The sequence below is a fragment of the Flavobacterium endophyticum genome (assembly GCF_003634455.1).
Classification (GTDB): Bacteria; Bacteroidota; Bacteroidia; order Flavobacteriales; family Flavobacteriaceae; genus Flavobacterium; species Flavobacterium endophyticum.
Map to the genome: position 1 here is coordinate 308983 of NZ_RBLC01000002.1, position 15751 is coordinate 324733.

The window sequence follows — 15751 nt, forward strand, 5'->3', positions numbered from 1 at the left end:
AAGCTCCAATTTCTTGAAGCTTTCTCTCTTATTCTGAAACTTTATTTTTGACTACAAGTCTAAAACCTTCACCGTGAATGTTTAAGATTTCGACATCTTCGTCAGATTTCAAGTATTTTCTTAGTTTGGCGATATAGACATCCATACTTCTTGAAGTAAAATAGTTGTCATCTCTCCAGATTTTTGTCAGCGCCAATTCTCTTGGCATTAAGTCGTTTTCATGAACAGCAAGCATTTTAAGCAATTCATTCTCTTTAGGGGAAAGTTTGATTGGCTCTTCATCTTTAAATGTCAAGAAACGTAGTTTTGAATTCAGGTGGAAGTTTCCAATCTGGAACTCAAATTTAGTATTATCTGTTTTGCTGTCAGACGCTTTTCTTTGGATAATTGCCTTGATTTTCATCAACAATACTTCTGAATCAAAAGGCTTATTCAAATAATCATCAGCTCCAACTTTGTATCCTTTCAATACATCTTCTTTCATTGACTTTGCTGTCAAGAAGATTAACGGAATATCTTTATTTTTTTCTCTGATTTCTTTAGCCAAAGTATATCCGTCTTTGTAAGGCATCATTACGTCAAGAATGCACAAATCGAAAGTATCTTTTTTAAATTTCTCGAAACCTTCCATCCCGTTCTTAGCCAAGGTAACCTCGAAATCATTCAGATTCAAATAGTCTTTCAAAATAGAACCGAAGTTTGGATCGTCTTCGACTAGGAGGATTTTCTTGTTTACATTTTCCATAGCTTAATTAATTAGTGGTAATTTTATAATGAAGGTACTGCCCTTCCCTTTTTCGCTTTCAACAAATATTTGACCGTTGTGGTCGTCTATAATTCTTTTTACGTAGGCCAATCCTAAACCGTGGCCTTTTACGTTGTGTAAATCTCCCGTATGTTCTCTATAGAACTTCTCGAAGATTCTTTTTTGCGCCACCTTGCTCATCCCCTGTCCTTGGTCTTTTACTTTGATTAGGATAAAATCTTTGACATTTTCGGTATAAACATCAATAATCGGGGCTTCTGGCGAATATTTTATTGCGTTGTCTAAAATGTTGACGATTACGTTTGTAAAGTGAACATCGTTGACCAATGTTGTTGTTCTTGTCGCATTAAAATGCGTATTTATGGTTCCTTGCCTGTCTTCAATAATCAGATTCACGTGTTCTACAGCATCTTCCACTATAGTTTGGACATCAATCGGGTCCTTGTTAATTTCAAGTTCTTTCTTTTCTAGCTTAGAAATTCTAAGAACGTTTTCGACTTGGGCGTGCATTCGTTTATTTTCGTCTCGAATCATCTGCAGATAGCGGTGGACTTTTTCTTTGTCCTCAATTATCTTAGGATTCTTGATAGCATCCAGAGCCAAATTTATGGTTGCGATAGGCGTCTTAAATTCGTGCGTCATGTTGTTGATAAAATCGGTCTTGATTTCAGAAATCTGGCGCTGTTTTATCAATTGGTTCAAGGCGCTGGCATAAGCAATAATAATAATCAGGGTAAATGTTATCGACAAAATGGTAATGCCAACCAAATCTGTGAATAAGAATTTCTTTTTCTCCGGAAAGCTAACCAGCAATTGGTACTTGCTTTTCCCATCATTATCAGTCAGAATCGGCGTTTGAAAAGTTGAATTCTTATCAAATTTAAAATTGTCTGACCTTATTTTTGTCGCAAGGCCATCACTGTAAATACCAAACTCGAAAGGTGTTTTTACTTCGTATTGCTTTAATTCTTGCTGCAACATCTTTTGCAGTTTTTCTTTAGAAACCCTGTCTTTCAAAGGTTTTGTTTCTGCAATATCTTTATAAAACATATCAAATTGTGCTCTTTCAAGCATTTCGATATTTCCAGATTTTTCTATTGTTATATCGGGAGTCGTATTTTTTTGGATTCCTGAATTGTCAATCGGTTTGCCTGAATATATTTCAGTCCGACGCTTAGAAATATAGCTTTGGGCTTTTACTGAATCTTTTTTCTTATCAAAGAACGTCAGATTGATATTATAATCTTCTGCAATAATGTTGTTTGAATAAATAATGGTCTCGTTGGTAACCTTATTTTTCTGTACAAGAACAAAATCTAGCAATTGGCTTGGATTTGGGTCTTTCCCAATACTATCTCTTAATATATTATACTGATTAACAATAGTATATGTTTCCTGCTGCTTTAATTTCTCTGAAACATTTCCTATTACTTGTTGTACATGATATTTAAATTGCTCTTCGTTATTCTTGAAAGATGTATTAATCAAATATAACTGAACCAAAATAATTCCTATCAAAGATAGGCTCATCAACACAACCAGTAAGCGAAACAATGTCTTATTCATCGAAACAAAATTAACATTTTAACATTTAATCAATAAATACATTAACCAAACATTAACATCTAATTCATAAATTATTGATTTCTTAATACGGAAATTATGTTTTCTGCAGATTCTTTAGCTTTCGCCAAATCGATGTTTTCAATTACAAAATCGCTAAGGGCTTTTTTCTTTTCATCGTCCCATTGATGTGCCATTCGCTGTTCGACAGCTTCTCTTGAAACGCCATCTCTTTTCATAACTCTCTTGATTCTAGTCTCTTTTGGAGCTGTGACTAAAATAATCTTGTCGCAATCTTTATAGCTTCCGCTTTCAAAAAGTATTGCGGCTTCTTTTACGACTAAAGGAAGGTTTTCGTACTGTTTTACCCAGTTTTGGAAATGCAGGAAGACTTCGGGGTGAATGATGTTGTTGTATTTTCTAAGTTTTTCGGGGTCTTGAAAAACCAATGCTGCGATCTTTTTTTTATCTATTTTTTCTTTATCTAGTATATCTTCTCCAAATAAGGCAACAACTTTGGCAATTACTGCATCGGTCTCGAGTATTTTTTTCGCCTCGATATCAGCAATATAAACTGGAACTCCCAGCGATTCTATATGCTGGGCGATGGAGCTTTTTCCGCTCCCGATTCCTCCAGTCAAGCCAATAATTTTTGTCATAATCTTTTAATTTTTAAAGAACAATTCCGGAAATACATCTTGTGGTTTTTTCTTAAGCAAGATGATGTTCCAGAAAGATTTCAGGAAGCCTATTCCGTAACCGTAAAATTGCGTAGCTACGGCAAAAAGTGAAAAGGATCCAATTTTTAAGCTTTTGCTTTCAAATGTCGAAACAACCAGTATGGCTAGAAAATAAAGGGCATATAGTATCAAGAAGATCGATATCCCGAAAAGCAAGAAGAGAAGTGAAACGACAAATCCTAGAAAAAAAAGCGTTGGGAAGAAAAAAGTGAGCTTGTTGTATTCAGGATACCAGCTGTTTAAGATCGGCCTGGCTTTTCCAAATTTATTGACCTGCTTGTAAAATTTTGACCAGTCGATTCTTCTTTTGTGATAGACATAAGCGTTCGGGAATAGTCTCGTCTCAAAGCCCATCTTCCAAAGTCGGATAGAAAGGTCAGGGTCTTCACCAGGATGGATATTTCCAAAACCTTGGCTGGCTTCAAAGGCTATTTTGGACAATCCCATATTGAAACTTCTAGGCTGAAATTTTCCTATTTTCTCCGAACCTCCACGAATTCCTCCTGTTGTCAAAAAAGACGTCATGGAAAAATTTATGGCTTTTTGTATGTCCGAAAAACTGTCTAATGCCTTATCAGGGCCACCGAAACAATCTACATAATCGGTTTCAAGAGCTTTCTGCACTTCGGATAAATATTCGGGCGGGAGGATACAATCAGAGTCTAATATCAAAAAATAATCTCCTTTTGCGTTTTTCATTCCGAAATTCCTTGAATCGCCCGGTCCAGAATTTTCTTTAAAGTAGTACGAAATATTCAGCCTGTCTTGATAGTTATCTGTAATCTCTTTGCAAGGCACGGTCGATCCGTCTTCAATTACCACAACTTCAAAATCTTGGTCGTATTCTTGCAAAGTCAGGCTCTGCAAAAGTTCGTCAATTTCGTCTGGACGATTGTAAACAGGAATTATAAAAGAAAATTTCATAACGGTTTTTAAACTGTAACAAAGATAACTTTTATAAACAAAAAAACCATCCTTGATTGAGGATGGCTCTTTTGTTATTTTAGCATGATCTACTTCTTGACGATTTTTACATTTTTTACCAGCTCCCCTATTTTGGCTCTCAAAATATAAGTCCCTTTGGATAGCGATGAAAAATCTACTTCGCCTTCCATTGCATTGAATGTTGCATAAAAGACTTTCTGTCCTAAAAAGTTATAAATTTCTACCGACTCAATATTTTCTGAAGATATAAGGTTCAGCCTATTTTCTACAGGATTCGGGAAGTATTTAAAAGCGATGGATTCGAAATCTTCTCTCTGTAAATTGATGCCGCCTGTAACCGCCAGCTTGGTACTGCTTTCACAGCCATTTATGGTTTGAGAAGCATAATAAGTGACACCACTAACAATTAATGTAGACAGCGGAAGAATATTTCCGCCAATCTCAGCATCATACCAGATGATATCCGTTCCGTTAACTACAAAATCTGCCAAAGTCTGCCCAGTTACAAAATCTTGGATTGCAGTGCCCGTCGGCGCCAACACAGTTCCTGTACAAATTATTTGCCCATGTGAAAAATATCCTGCGAAATCAGTCGCCATAATTGGGGAGTAGGTTGTCAAGCTTCCAGACGATGGTATTGAAACTGGTGAAAAAACAGCATATTCGCCAGTAGCTGTAGCGGATTTCAACATTTTACTATTCGAAGCAATGCTTGCGTCTGTAATTCTCACATTTGCATTTAAAAAATTGCTATTTCCTGAAACAACTGATGCTTCCCAACGATTGTTAGAAAGTACCGAAACATTTGCAGGAAAAGTTCCTGAATTAGTGGTAAATGCTTCGCCTTTTATTTGCAATGCACCGTTTGAAGTTGATGGATCCACATAAAATGGCAAGTAGCTATTATTTTTTCCGACAGGGTATAGCGTCGCACCTGAATATGTTCCTAATGAAGTTCTATTAGAAGCAAATGTTCTTACTAACGGACCATTGATAAAAGCTGTTTCAGAACCTCCTGCAATATCTCCAGCCGCTGTAGCTGTTCCGACGGTAAGCAGATTTGTATTTGAAGTATTTAATTTCCCTTCATTCAAGCTTAACGTACCGCTTAAAGACAAAGGCGAATTTAGAGTTACTCCAGAGGCGTTTCCGTTAGTCACTACGACATTTGAAAAATTCGCTGTCGGAGCTGCTGCTAGATTTCTGATCGTTCCGTTGTTCGTGATTTGCTGCGGATTAAGGCTTGGGTTGAAAGATACCGTAGAATCATTAATAAATCGCGTATTTACAAAGAAGAATCCAGTCGTAGAAGTAAGTATCCCTCCAGGATTGATTACAGCATTACCGTTCAAATAGATTGTAGGAATACGGCATTCGGCACCATCATTAATCGTCAGGTTGCCGTACACAGGAAATTGATACGTACTCGTCAAATGGCGGTTTGTTCCTGCAGGACCTTCAACAATTACGTTTCCTAAAGGCAATCCTGTGACTGTAGCCCAGCCATTCACCCTAAAACCATTCGTCGCGTTACCACCAGCCTGTGTTGAGACTCCATTTCCAAATCGAATAGTATGTCCCGCCGTAACATTTACAGAACCTTCAAAAGTACCGTCGACCCTTAAGACATCGTTGGCTGTTGTTGAGGCATGAGGATCCACAATCGTTAACGTTCCTCCTGTCCAATTTAAGCTTTCTGAATCTTCTGGGATAATATTGATGATTCGCGTGCCATTCGGAACACTTGTCGCTATCGTACCTGAATTTCCATCAACGTTGATGTTGCCTCCGCTTTGCGAAAATACAGAACCGTATGATGTGGCAATGTTTCCATTGACATTCACAGTTCCAGCCGTTACATTGAAAACGCCCAGAATATTTAAAGAATTATTATTATCTGTACAGCCAACGACCAAATCTCCTCCAGAAACGGATAAAGTTCCCCCTAACGACACGGTAAGGTTTTTACATACATTCGCGGCAGAATTTACAGTTATGGTATGTCCTGAAGCAATACTGACAGCTTCTGTACAGTTCGGAACGTTTCCTTTGCTCCAGATCGAAGCATTGTTCCAATTTCCGCTAGCAATAGAGAAGTTGGGAGTATCGGCAAAAGAAACTCCTAAATACAAAGGTGCTTGGGTTAGTTGAGCAAGCGTAAGTCCTGTACGCTGTCCGACAGGTAGGCTTGTACCATTTAGATGTGTACCTTCCAGCGCTGAAGCAGCTCTTACAATCCTACTGTTTCCATTAGAAGCCAAATAGGCATTTTGTCCGATGAGTGCAATGTTGTAGGTTGCCGAAACAGGAACGGTTACCGGAGTTGAGAACGTCCAATTTCCATCATATCTTGAATCAAGGGTATAGCCTGCATCTGAAATTGACGAAGGAGAAACTGTCGGAGCATCTACATAACGGCAAGCAATTTGTCCGCCCACAGTAGGTGTTACGCGCTGAACATAAGCCGCCCTACTAATTCCCGAATTACTAATAAAAGGATATCGGCCTAAAGCAGCCGTCGGTTGGGTTCCAGCAGTCAATGCTGTCCCCGTAGCCGTATTCGCCCACCATCTAGAAAAGGTTCCAGATACAAATCCGCCAGAAGTATAAACGAGCGCTCCGATACCATTGTTCCCTGTTCCTTGAGTCACACCTGTGCCAAGAATCAGCGTATTAGTTCCTAAAGCGACTTTTCCTTTGGTGAAAGTAAGATTACCTCCAACCCTGATATCGTTAAAATTCCAAGTAATAACACCTGATGATGAATTGTTGAAGGTAAGATTTCGGATGACATTATTTGTAAATGTTCCTGTTCCTCCTACCGTCTGCGGAATGATACCGTCGAACGTCAAGATATTTGTAAGTACTGTTCCTTTTGAAAGGTCAATATTTCCATTATTTGTAAAATTCCTTGAAACTACAAGGCTTTTGCCTACCGTACCGGCAAAGGCATCTAGATTTCCTCCTGTATTCACCAGCAAGTTCCCTTTTACGGCAAATGTTACGGCTGCCGCTGCGTAATTTAGAGTACCGTTAACCGTAAGATCATTTATCGCTAAATTATTCGCGTTTAGCGTTACCGTAGTACCTGTAGCAATGATCGCATTGTCTGCACTAGTCGGAACCGCGTTTGCATCCCACGTAGCCGGAATGTTCCAGTTTCCTGAAGCTATAGATGTAAAATTGCCAGGCGGATTCGAGATCATCGAAACTTGATCGATAGCAGCCGGCGGATTTACGACATCAAGGATATCGGATTTCCAGCTAAATACCAGCTTATAAGATGTGCCAGGCACAATGGCTAGAGCAATAGTGGCTGTATTCCAATTGGTCGAACTCAGCTTATACAAAGTACCTACTTGATACGTTGGCGGTATCGGAACTCCTGCGACAGGATTGTAAGAGGCTGGAACCAAAAAGGCTTTCATATTGTCCCAATCATTAGCTCCCGTTCCTTCGCCTCCAGCCTTCCATCGGAAAGAAAGTGCAATTTTAGGCTCGTTAGCAGGAATGGTTATTTCTTTATATAAGTGAATGACTGAACTGGTCTGTGAATACTGCCAAGTAGCTCCACCTGTAGCGGAAACAAAAGCGCAGTTAGTTCCGGCACCTGCCACGGGAACGTTTCCAACATTCCAGCTGTCGGTCGAAGCATTGATGGCGGTCCACCCGTTAGAAGCGAAGGTATTTCCATTTTCAAATCCGCCGTCAGAATTCGGATTAATCAATACGGTCTGGGAAAAGGAGTTTATGGAAATGAAGAACAATACAATTTTTAGAAAGCCTAAAGTCTTTGTTCTTTGATAGATGGAATCAAAGTAGTGTTTTTCCATGTGTTACTTATTTGGGGATAATACTTTACGAAAGTATAAAAAAAGCCACCAAAATTGGTGGCTTTTAAAAATATTTTTGATAATCAGGTTATTATTGCTTAACCACTTTTAGTGTTTTCACTTGATTGCCTACATATACTTTTACCAAATAAGTACCGCTAGTCAAAGTCGACATATCGATTTGGCTTTCAGTAGCATTGACTTTTTTAGAAAGGACTTGCTGGCCAAGAAGATTAAATACGGCAATATCCGACATGTTTTCAGTATATGAAAGATTCAGTAAATTCCTCACAGGGTTTGGATAGGCTTTAAAGCTTGCATTGTCAAAAGAGTTAGTGCTTAATGAAGTATCATATGCTGAAATACCAAAAGTTCCGGTACCATCATTTGAATATTCGTAAACTCTCAAATACAATGTCGAACCTGGTGTCTGTCCAGTCAAAGTAACTAAAGAATAAGCTTCTGTTGCTGCTCCGTCGTCATCACAACCTACTTGAACTAATGAACCACAGGCTCCTGAATACACAGTAACTACAGTATCTAAAGGAGGCGCACTAGTACTAGAAGCTCCTGTTTCAATTGTCAAGTTACCGCTAGGAGGCACGACAACAGAGAACCATACGTCGCCACCAGAATATCCATTACATGTTGTAGGTACCGTTTCTGTAGAACTCGCAGTAGCACCCAAATTTGTTCCGTCAGTAACACTTCCGAAAGATCCAGTAGGAGTTATTGCTACAGCATTAGCGCAATTATCATTCACAGGAGGACAAGCTGCTTGAGTTTGAGCTGTACTTGTTACTACACAGCTTGCATCTTGATTATTTGTTACGGTAAGGACAACAGATGTTCCGTTAGCATAAGGTCCAAACTGAACATTTCCTGTAGCTGTTACTTGCTGAGATGGACTAGATTGATTGTCAGTAACTGTCACAGAAGTTGCAGATCCTAAGCTAGATATATTAGCATTTACAAAGAATCCTGGCGAAACAGCACAATTTGATGTTCTAGTAAATGCTACAGTTGGAGAAATACAAGTATTTACTGTAATATTCATCGTGTAGGCAAAACTTTGCGGTGATGGCCAAGTTGAAAGAACAATATAGTATGTAGTACCAGCTGTTACAGAAAACTGATTGATTTCTCTATTTCCAGAACCGCTTCCAGCAGCACAAGCAACAGCTCCTGTTCCTATTGCGCTACAATCTGTATAAACGAAAACTGCAGACCAAGCTGGAGCATTCGGGATTCTGATATTGATCGACTGGTTTGCTGTTGGTGTATAAGCATACACAACATCATCACCATTCAAATAATAATTTGATGTACCAGCACAACCTGATTCGCCTCCATTAGGAAAATCATAATCATCACCATAAAGGTTGGTGTTATCGGTAGTAGTGTATGGCAAGCTGGCAATAACAATTGGATTTTCACAAACCGCTCCAATTGGTGGCACTCCAACACAAATATTAAATGTTGTTGTAGCTCCTGTATCTGACGAATTACTAAAGACTCTTACATAATACGTGTTTCCTACAGTCAATCCTCCTACAGTACTCATGTCTGCATCACTAATATTCAAGCTGGTCAAACCACCTCCACAAGTTCCTTCTAATAACTCATGAACAAGATCTGTTGGTGTTCCTCCCACATTTAGAAGTGAAATTCTATGCTCTGTTTGAGCTGCTACAAATTTATACCACACATCATCGTTAGGTGTTCCTGTACCATTATCTCCTTCACCAGAATCTGTTGCAGAAGTTAAGTTTCCAGGCGTAACGATAGCACAATTTGCATCCGTATTTGCGGTAAGCATAATAGCTCCTGCACAGCTGTCATTAGCTGGCGGCGGCGGGAATGTGCCTATACATAAATCAAAATCAGTCGTAGGGTTGTTTGCAGAGCCGTAACTGAATACTCTTACGTAATATGTAGTTCCGACTGTCAAGCCACTTACTGTACTTATATTAGGATCGCTTATGCTTAAGCTGATTAATCCCCCACCGCAAGTTCCTTCTAGTACTTCATGAACTAAATCGGTTACATTTCCTGTTACGTTAGAAAGCTCTATTCTATGTGTAGTTCCTGTAGCGACAAACTTATACCATACGTCATCGTCTGGCGTACCAGTACCTCCGTTTGGCTCACCCGAATCCGTTGCAGATTCAAGAGTTCCTGATGTTTTTACAGTACACAATAAATTTGCATTTACGGTCAACGTTATAGCTCCTGAGCAGCTGTCGTTAGCAGGACTAGTTGTGAACGAAACTGTTCTCCATGGACTTTGAGAAGTAGCACAGATAGTTCTTAAATGAAAATAATGCGTTGTACCTGCAGGCAATCCGGTTGGAGACAAAGTAGTTGCTGTTGTCGGTGTTCCAGCTCCAGTTGGATCGCCACTTGTTGTATTTAAAACATATTCAAATCCTGTTACCCCCAAAGTAGGATCCCAAGCAAGAGTGGCACCACCAGCACTAACTCCTGAAACCGCAAGTCCGGTTGGAGCTCCACAAGCTATGGAACGTATTGTTGGAGAGCTGAAACAGAAGCCATAATTCCAATCACTAGTTGCAATATCATCATCGTAAAATATGCGGTATTTAAACCCTGTCAATTGTGCTGGCGTAAAAGTAGAAATATTAAGCCCCTCAGTTAGATAAGTTGTTTTTGTAATCGAACAAAAATTATCTGTCACTATTGTATTATTTCCAGGAATACTGCTTGTCCCCCAAGGAACCCACGCAGATGTCGCTGCATTCCAATATTCAAATCTTAAGACATCATTAGCCAAATAATAGTAGCCGTATTGCACCGTTATTTCTAATGTGGTTTCTCCAGCCGTAAAAGCAGGTGTCAAATCAATAACCGGAGATTCTGCCGCAATGCTATCATCGTGCGGATTTCCGGCATCGTCGTCGTCATACGCAAAACTTGCAGTTGTTCTTGGATCGGATTCAAAAGCGGCAGCAGCCGAATTGTAACTCCCAGTAATCGTCCAGGCTGGGTTTGGCCAGCCTGCCGATTGATTGAGCGTTTGCGAATTAACTTGCCAGCAAAGCATGACAAGCAATAAGTAAAGTTTCTTCATACTGTTTAATAGTTTAGTTAATACACTGCAATATAATTATTTATTTTAATATATTTTTAAGATTTAATAAATAAAACAAAAAGCCTCTAAATGACACTTTTTTATATAAAAAACATTTTTGCGTAGCATCCTACTCCCCTTTATTTACGGCATTTTATATAATTTTTGCCTTTTAAACTTTGCCTTATCTGGATTGTTCGAATAACAAAAAATAGGCTCAGATATTTCCGATAAAGCAAAAAAAATCCCGACTACAAATGCAGTCGGGATTTTCTATTTTAAAAGGTTATGTCAATTATTTTTTAATCACCTTAATTGTCTTAACTTGATTATCGACAGCCACTTTTACTAAATAAGTTCCGCCAGCTAAGCTTGACATATCAACAGAAGCATCGGTAGCTCCAATTGTTTTTGTAAGTACTTGTTGTCCTAATAAATTGAAGACAGACACGTTTGAAATTTCTTGTGTGTATGACAAGTTCAATACATCTACAACAGGGTTAGGATAAGCTCTGAAGTCTGTATCATCAAATGAAGGAGCACTTAATGAAGCATCGTAAGCAGAAATTTTAAAGGTTCCGAACGTATCGTTGCCATATTCCCAAACACTTGCATACAATACTTCTCCAGGAGTTCTTCCGCTTAAAACAATTTTAGAGAAATTCCCGTCAGTACTATCATCATCATCACATTCAACTAAAGTCAAAGCAGCGCAAGTTCCACTATACACAGCTAAACCAGTATCTGCGATCACGCCTCCAGTATTGCTATTTGTTTCGATAGTTATACTTCCTGAAGCCGGAACAGTAATTTGGTACCAAACATCACCGCCTGAAAAACTAGCACAGCCAGGAGCAGGAGGATTTGAATTTGTTGCTGATACGTTTGTTCCAATTACCGGATTCGTTGCGAACAATTCACCTGGAGTCAATACCACAGCACTAGCACAGTTATCGTTAGCAGGTGGCGGTGCTGGTGTTCCAACACAAACTGTAAACGATGTTGTTGTAGTCAAAGCATAAGAATAAATTCTAAAGAAATAGGTATTTCCAACTGTCAGACCTGTTAAGTTTACTGGCGAGTTTGGAGAATCTTGACAAACTATTGAAGTCCCTCCACAAGAATCAAATACTTGTGTAACGATATCAGCAGTACCACTTCCTGTTACATTTGCAGTTATGATGCTGTGAGCTGTTCCAGTGGCAACAAATTTATACCAAACATCATCATCTGGGTTACCAAAACAAGTACCTACACTTTGGCTTTGTGTTGCGCCAACTGTAGTTCCACTAACTGGTGATGTACAAGTTAGGGTAGCACCCGGAGTTAACAATACTGCATTAGCACAGTCATCATTTGCAGGTGGCGCAGGCGGAGTTCCAACACATAAAGTGAAAGCAGAAGTCGCAATTGGACTTGCTGAACTTGTGAAAACTCTAGCATAATAAAGCGTCCCAACTGTCAAGTTTGCAAAGTTTTGAACATTTCCTTCTTGACAAGATCCTGTTACTTCAACAAGAGCTCCAGGAGTTCCAGTGTATAATGCAGTTGCCATTACAGCACCAGTTGCAGTTCCAGTAAATGTAAATCTAGCACGAACATCAGTTGCAGTAAATGTATACCACACATCGTCATTAAATCCAGTAGCATTACAAGCCGGAGCTGGCACAGCCGAAGCGGTTGCAGAAATCGTAGTTCCTGCTTGTGTCGCCGTACATGTTAAAGCTGGGTTAACCGTCAAGTTAACTGCTCCTGTAGGCTCATTATTTGCTGGAGCTGCAGCAGCAGCTGAACTACCGATACAAACATCGAAAGTAGTTGAAGCATCAGTTGCTGTTCCATAACTAAAGATTCTTACATAGTAAGTCGTACCAGGCGTTAATCCTGTATATGTAGAACTATTAGGATCGCTAACATTCAAGCTTACTAAACCATTGCAAGTTCCAACCATAAGCTCGTGTACCAAATCTGTCGGAGTTCCGCCAACATTTGACAAAGCGATAGTATGAGATCCTGTAGTCGCTACGAAAGAGTACCATACGTCATCATTTGGAAGACCTGCTCCATTATCTGGCACACCAGAATCTGTAGCAGACTGTAAAGTACCTGAAGTTTTTACACCACAAGCCAAATCAGCATTCACTGTCAAAGCAATAGCTCCGCTACAGTTGTCATTTGCTGGAGGTCCAGGGAAAGTACCAACGCAAAGATCAAAAGTTGTAGTGTTTGTCATTGCTGCCGCAGCAACACTGAAAACTCTTACATAATATGTGCTTCCAGGGATTAATCCAGTTACTGTGCTTGTGTTAGGATCGCTGACAACTAAAGAAATCAGACCGCCACCACAAGTTCCATCTAGTACTTCATGTACTATATCAGTTGGAGTTCCTGCCACATTTGAGATAGCAATTCTATGAGACGTTGCAGTTGCAACAAATTTATACCAAACATCATCATCAGGAACACCAGCACCATTGTCGCCTTCACCTGAATTTGTAGCGGATTGCAAAGTACCTGAAGTTTTTACGCCACAAGCTAAATCAGCATTTACTGTCAAAGTAACTGCCGCGAAACAATCATCATTTGCAGGAGCTGGAGGGAAAGTTCCAACACAAAGGTCAAATGTTGTTGTAGCTCCAGTTGCAGCTGCAAGACTAAATACTCTTACATAATAAGTATTTCCTGGTGTTAGACCCGTTACTGTACTTGTATTTGGATCGCTAATGTTTAGGCTAAACAAACCACCACCGCAAGTTCCTTCCAATACTTCATGTACTAAATCTGTAGGAGTTCCTGCAACATTAGAAATTGTAAATTGGTGCGCTGTTGCTGTAGCAACAAACTTATACCAAACATCATCATTAGGCACACCTGCACCGTTATCACCTTCACCAGAATCTGTAGCTCCCAGTAATGTACCTGAAGTTTTAACACCACACAATAAATTAGGATTTACAGTCAAGACAACAGCATTTGTACAGTCGTCATTAGCTGGTGGGTTTGGAAGTGTTTTAAAGCTTTTTGTCGTCCAAAGGCTGAACTCTGAACCGCAATTATTTCTAACGTGGAAATAATAAGTAGTATTTCCATTTAAAGAAGCAGCATTATATGGCGCTGCAGCAATCGTAGTACCTGCACCTGTAGGGCTAGTCGCCACTTGGTCAAGAACATATTCATATCCTGTAGAGCCTGTAACAGCATCCCAAGTAATAGTTGCTGCTGCATTTGTTATGCCAGAAGCCACTACGTTAACAGGAGCTTCACAGCTTGGAATAGCTTCAACCAAGAAGTTATCTACATAAAAATTATAATCAGGAGTATCATCAAGAGGCCCATCTGTTGCATAAAAAGCAAACTTAGTAGTAGGACTCACGTAAGTAGCAAGATTTGCAGTATATACAGTTCCTAGATTTGAAGGAGAGTTAGTAGAATCCCAAGTATTCAGTATGGTCCAAGTTGTTCCATTATCTTGAGATACCAAGAAAACAACTTTATCATCTGATACAATTTCTGCTGGTCCTGAACCTGTAAAGGCTGTTACACCAACATCAAACTTAACTCTATATCCTCCAGCACTCATATTGATAGGAGGAGAAATCAACCATCCTTTTCTGTTAAGGCTATATAAGTTAACTCTAGCAGCACCAGTAGTTCCGTTATTTAAGAATCCGTCTGCTACCCAGATACCCGCTGCAGTACCGATCGGTCCTGTTGTAGGATCCCCATCGCCAGCTGTACTCCAACATGTCGGAACGAAAGTCGTAAAATCTTGAAGGTACGAAGGAACATTTGTACCACATGCTGTCGTAAATGTAGTTGCAACCCATGTACTCTTGTCGCCAGTTCCGCAGTTTGATCTTACCCAAACATAATGTTGCGTAGCTGAAGGCAATCCTGTAAAGCTTTTAGTAGTAACACCTGCAAGTACAGAACCTGTTGGTGTTGCCGAAGGTAATGGCGTAGTAGCAGAAGTACTTAAATAGTACTCATAACCTTCTGCAGGAGCTATCGTAGGAGCAGTCCAGTTTATAGTGGCTCCGCTTGTTGTAACAGCAGTTGAGCTCAAGGCTGTCGGCACATTACATGAAACATTGTAATCAAAACCAATAAGCGGTCTTCTATAATCAGAAGATCCTAAACTTGCTGGCAATGTACCCGAAGTATTGTTAGAATATTTCGTGGTATTCGAATTACCCGTATTAATACATGGGCTTTGGAATTCATAACTCCATGTAATTGTCGTACTTGCCGTTGAATTTGTATATTCCATCAAAACGGCTAGGTTTTGCGCCCCTGTGTATGTAAAGTTATTGGTAAAAACAAAACTTTTCCAGCCAGCAGACGAACCACTAGCTGTAGCAGGGTTAGAATCATAAACCAAAGTAGCTCCGGTGATAGCTGTCGCCCAATCTAATGCTCCAGTTCCCCAGTCTGTGCTGGAAGTTTCTTTCAAATAGATTTTGAAATTCGGAGTCCCAGCCATAGTTCCAGTACCAGTAACTCTCTCAAAATAGGCAGAGTTAAGAACCTGACCCGCAATTCCAGTCAATTGGGAAGCTGGATAGATTACGGCAGTACGGTTCGTGGAATTCACCGCAGACGTACTGTTCATGGGCCCATAAGTATTGGACCCGAGATCTAGACATGATGCTACCGACCAGACCTGTCCATAGGACAGAAAGCCGACAAATAGCATCAGCAATAACGTAATTTTTTTCATAAAAAAGTATAAATTGATTAACAGACCGCTAAAATACTAATTTTAATAAACTAAAAAGTTAAAATTGAAAAGTTAGACATAAAAAGCAGGAAT

The 15751-nt window shown here is 39.6% G+C and carries 7 protein-coding genes; all 7 read right to left on the reverse strand.

All coding sequences use genetic code 11. The annotated features are described in order from the left end of the window. Positions 1–28: 28 nt before the first annotated feature. The 7 genes from CLV94_RS11030 to CLV94_RS11060 all read right to left on the reverse strand — a co-directional run bounded on the left by CLV94_RS11030 (position 29) and on the right by CLV94_RS11060 (position 15658). On the reverse strand, positions 29–745 hold the full coding sequence (locus CLV94_RS11030) for a response regulator transcription factor (protein ID WP_121376539.1): 717 nt from the start codon (positions 743–745) through the stop codon (positions 29–31). A gap of 3 nt (positions 746–748) precedes the next feature. Beyond that, positions 749–2332, reverse strand: coding sequence for a sensor histidine kinase (locus CLV94_RS11035; RefSeq protein WP_121376540.1), 1584 nt, complete (start codon positions 2330–2332; stop codon positions 749–751). 71 nt (positions 2333–2403) lie between these two features. Then, positions 2404–2988 carry a dephospho-CoA kinase gene (gene coaE, locus CLV94_RS11040; protein WP_121376541.1) on the reverse strand — a complete coding sequence of 195 codons (585 nt, stop codon included), beginning with the start codon at positions 2986–2988 and terminating at the stop codon, positions 2404–2406. Between the two features lie 6 nt (positions 2989–2994). Beyond that, on the reverse strand, positions 2995–3993 hold the full coding sequence (locus CLV94_RS11045) for a glycosyltransferase (protein WP_121376542.1): 999 nt from the start codon (positions 3991–3993) through the stop codon (positions 2995–2997). 89 nt (positions 3994–4082) lie between these two features. Next, complete coding sequence (locus CLV94_RS11050; RefSeq protein ID WP_121376543.1) at positions 4083–7847, reverse strand: T9SS type A sorting domain-containing protein; 3765 nt, start codon at positions 7845–7847, stop codon at positions 4083–4085. 91 nt (positions 7848–7938) lie between these two features. Beyond that, complete coding sequence (locus tag CLV94_RS11055; RefSeq protein WP_121376544.1) at positions 7939–10938, reverse strand: T9SS type A sorting domain-containing protein; 3000 nt, start codon at positions 10936–10938, stop codon at positions 7939–7941. A gap of 295 nt (positions 10939–11233) precedes the next feature. Further along, on the reverse strand, positions 11234–15658 hold the full coding sequence (locus CLV94_RS11060) for a T9SS type A sorting domain-containing protein (RefSeq protein ID WP_121376545.1): 4425 nt from the start codon (positions 15656–15658) through the stop codon (positions 11234–11236). Between the last annotated feature and the right edge of the window lie 93 nt (positions 15659–15751).

Coding starts and splice junctions, on each gene's coding strand:
- CLV94_RS11050 (WP_121376543.1), bottom strand. CDS start 7,847: ATGGAAAAACACTACTTTGATTCCATCTATCAAAGAACAAAGACTTTA.
- CLV94_RS11030 (WP_121376539.1), bottom strand. CDS start 745: ATGGAAAATGTAAACAAGAAAATCCTCCTAGTCGAAGACGATCCAAAC.
- CLV94_RS11035 (WP_121376540.1), bottom strand. CDS start 2,332: ATGAATAAGACATTGTTTCGCTTACTGGTTGTGTTGATGAGCCTATCT.
- CLV94_RS11060 (WP_121376545.1), bottom strand. CDS start 15,658: ATGAAAAAAATTACGTTATTGCTGATGCTATTTGTCGGCTTTCTGTCC.
- coaE (WP_121376541.1), bottom strand. CDS start 2,988: ATGACAAAAATTATTGGCTTGACTGGAGGAATCGGGAGCGGAAAAAGC.
- CLV94_RS11045 (WP_121376542.1), bottom strand. CDS start 3,993: ATGAAATTTTCTTTTATAATTCCTGTTTACAATCGTCCAGACGAAATT.
- CLV94_RS11055 (WP_121376544.1), bottom strand. CDS start 10,938: ATGAAGAAACTTTACTTATTGCTTGTCATGCTTTGCTGGCAAGTTAAT.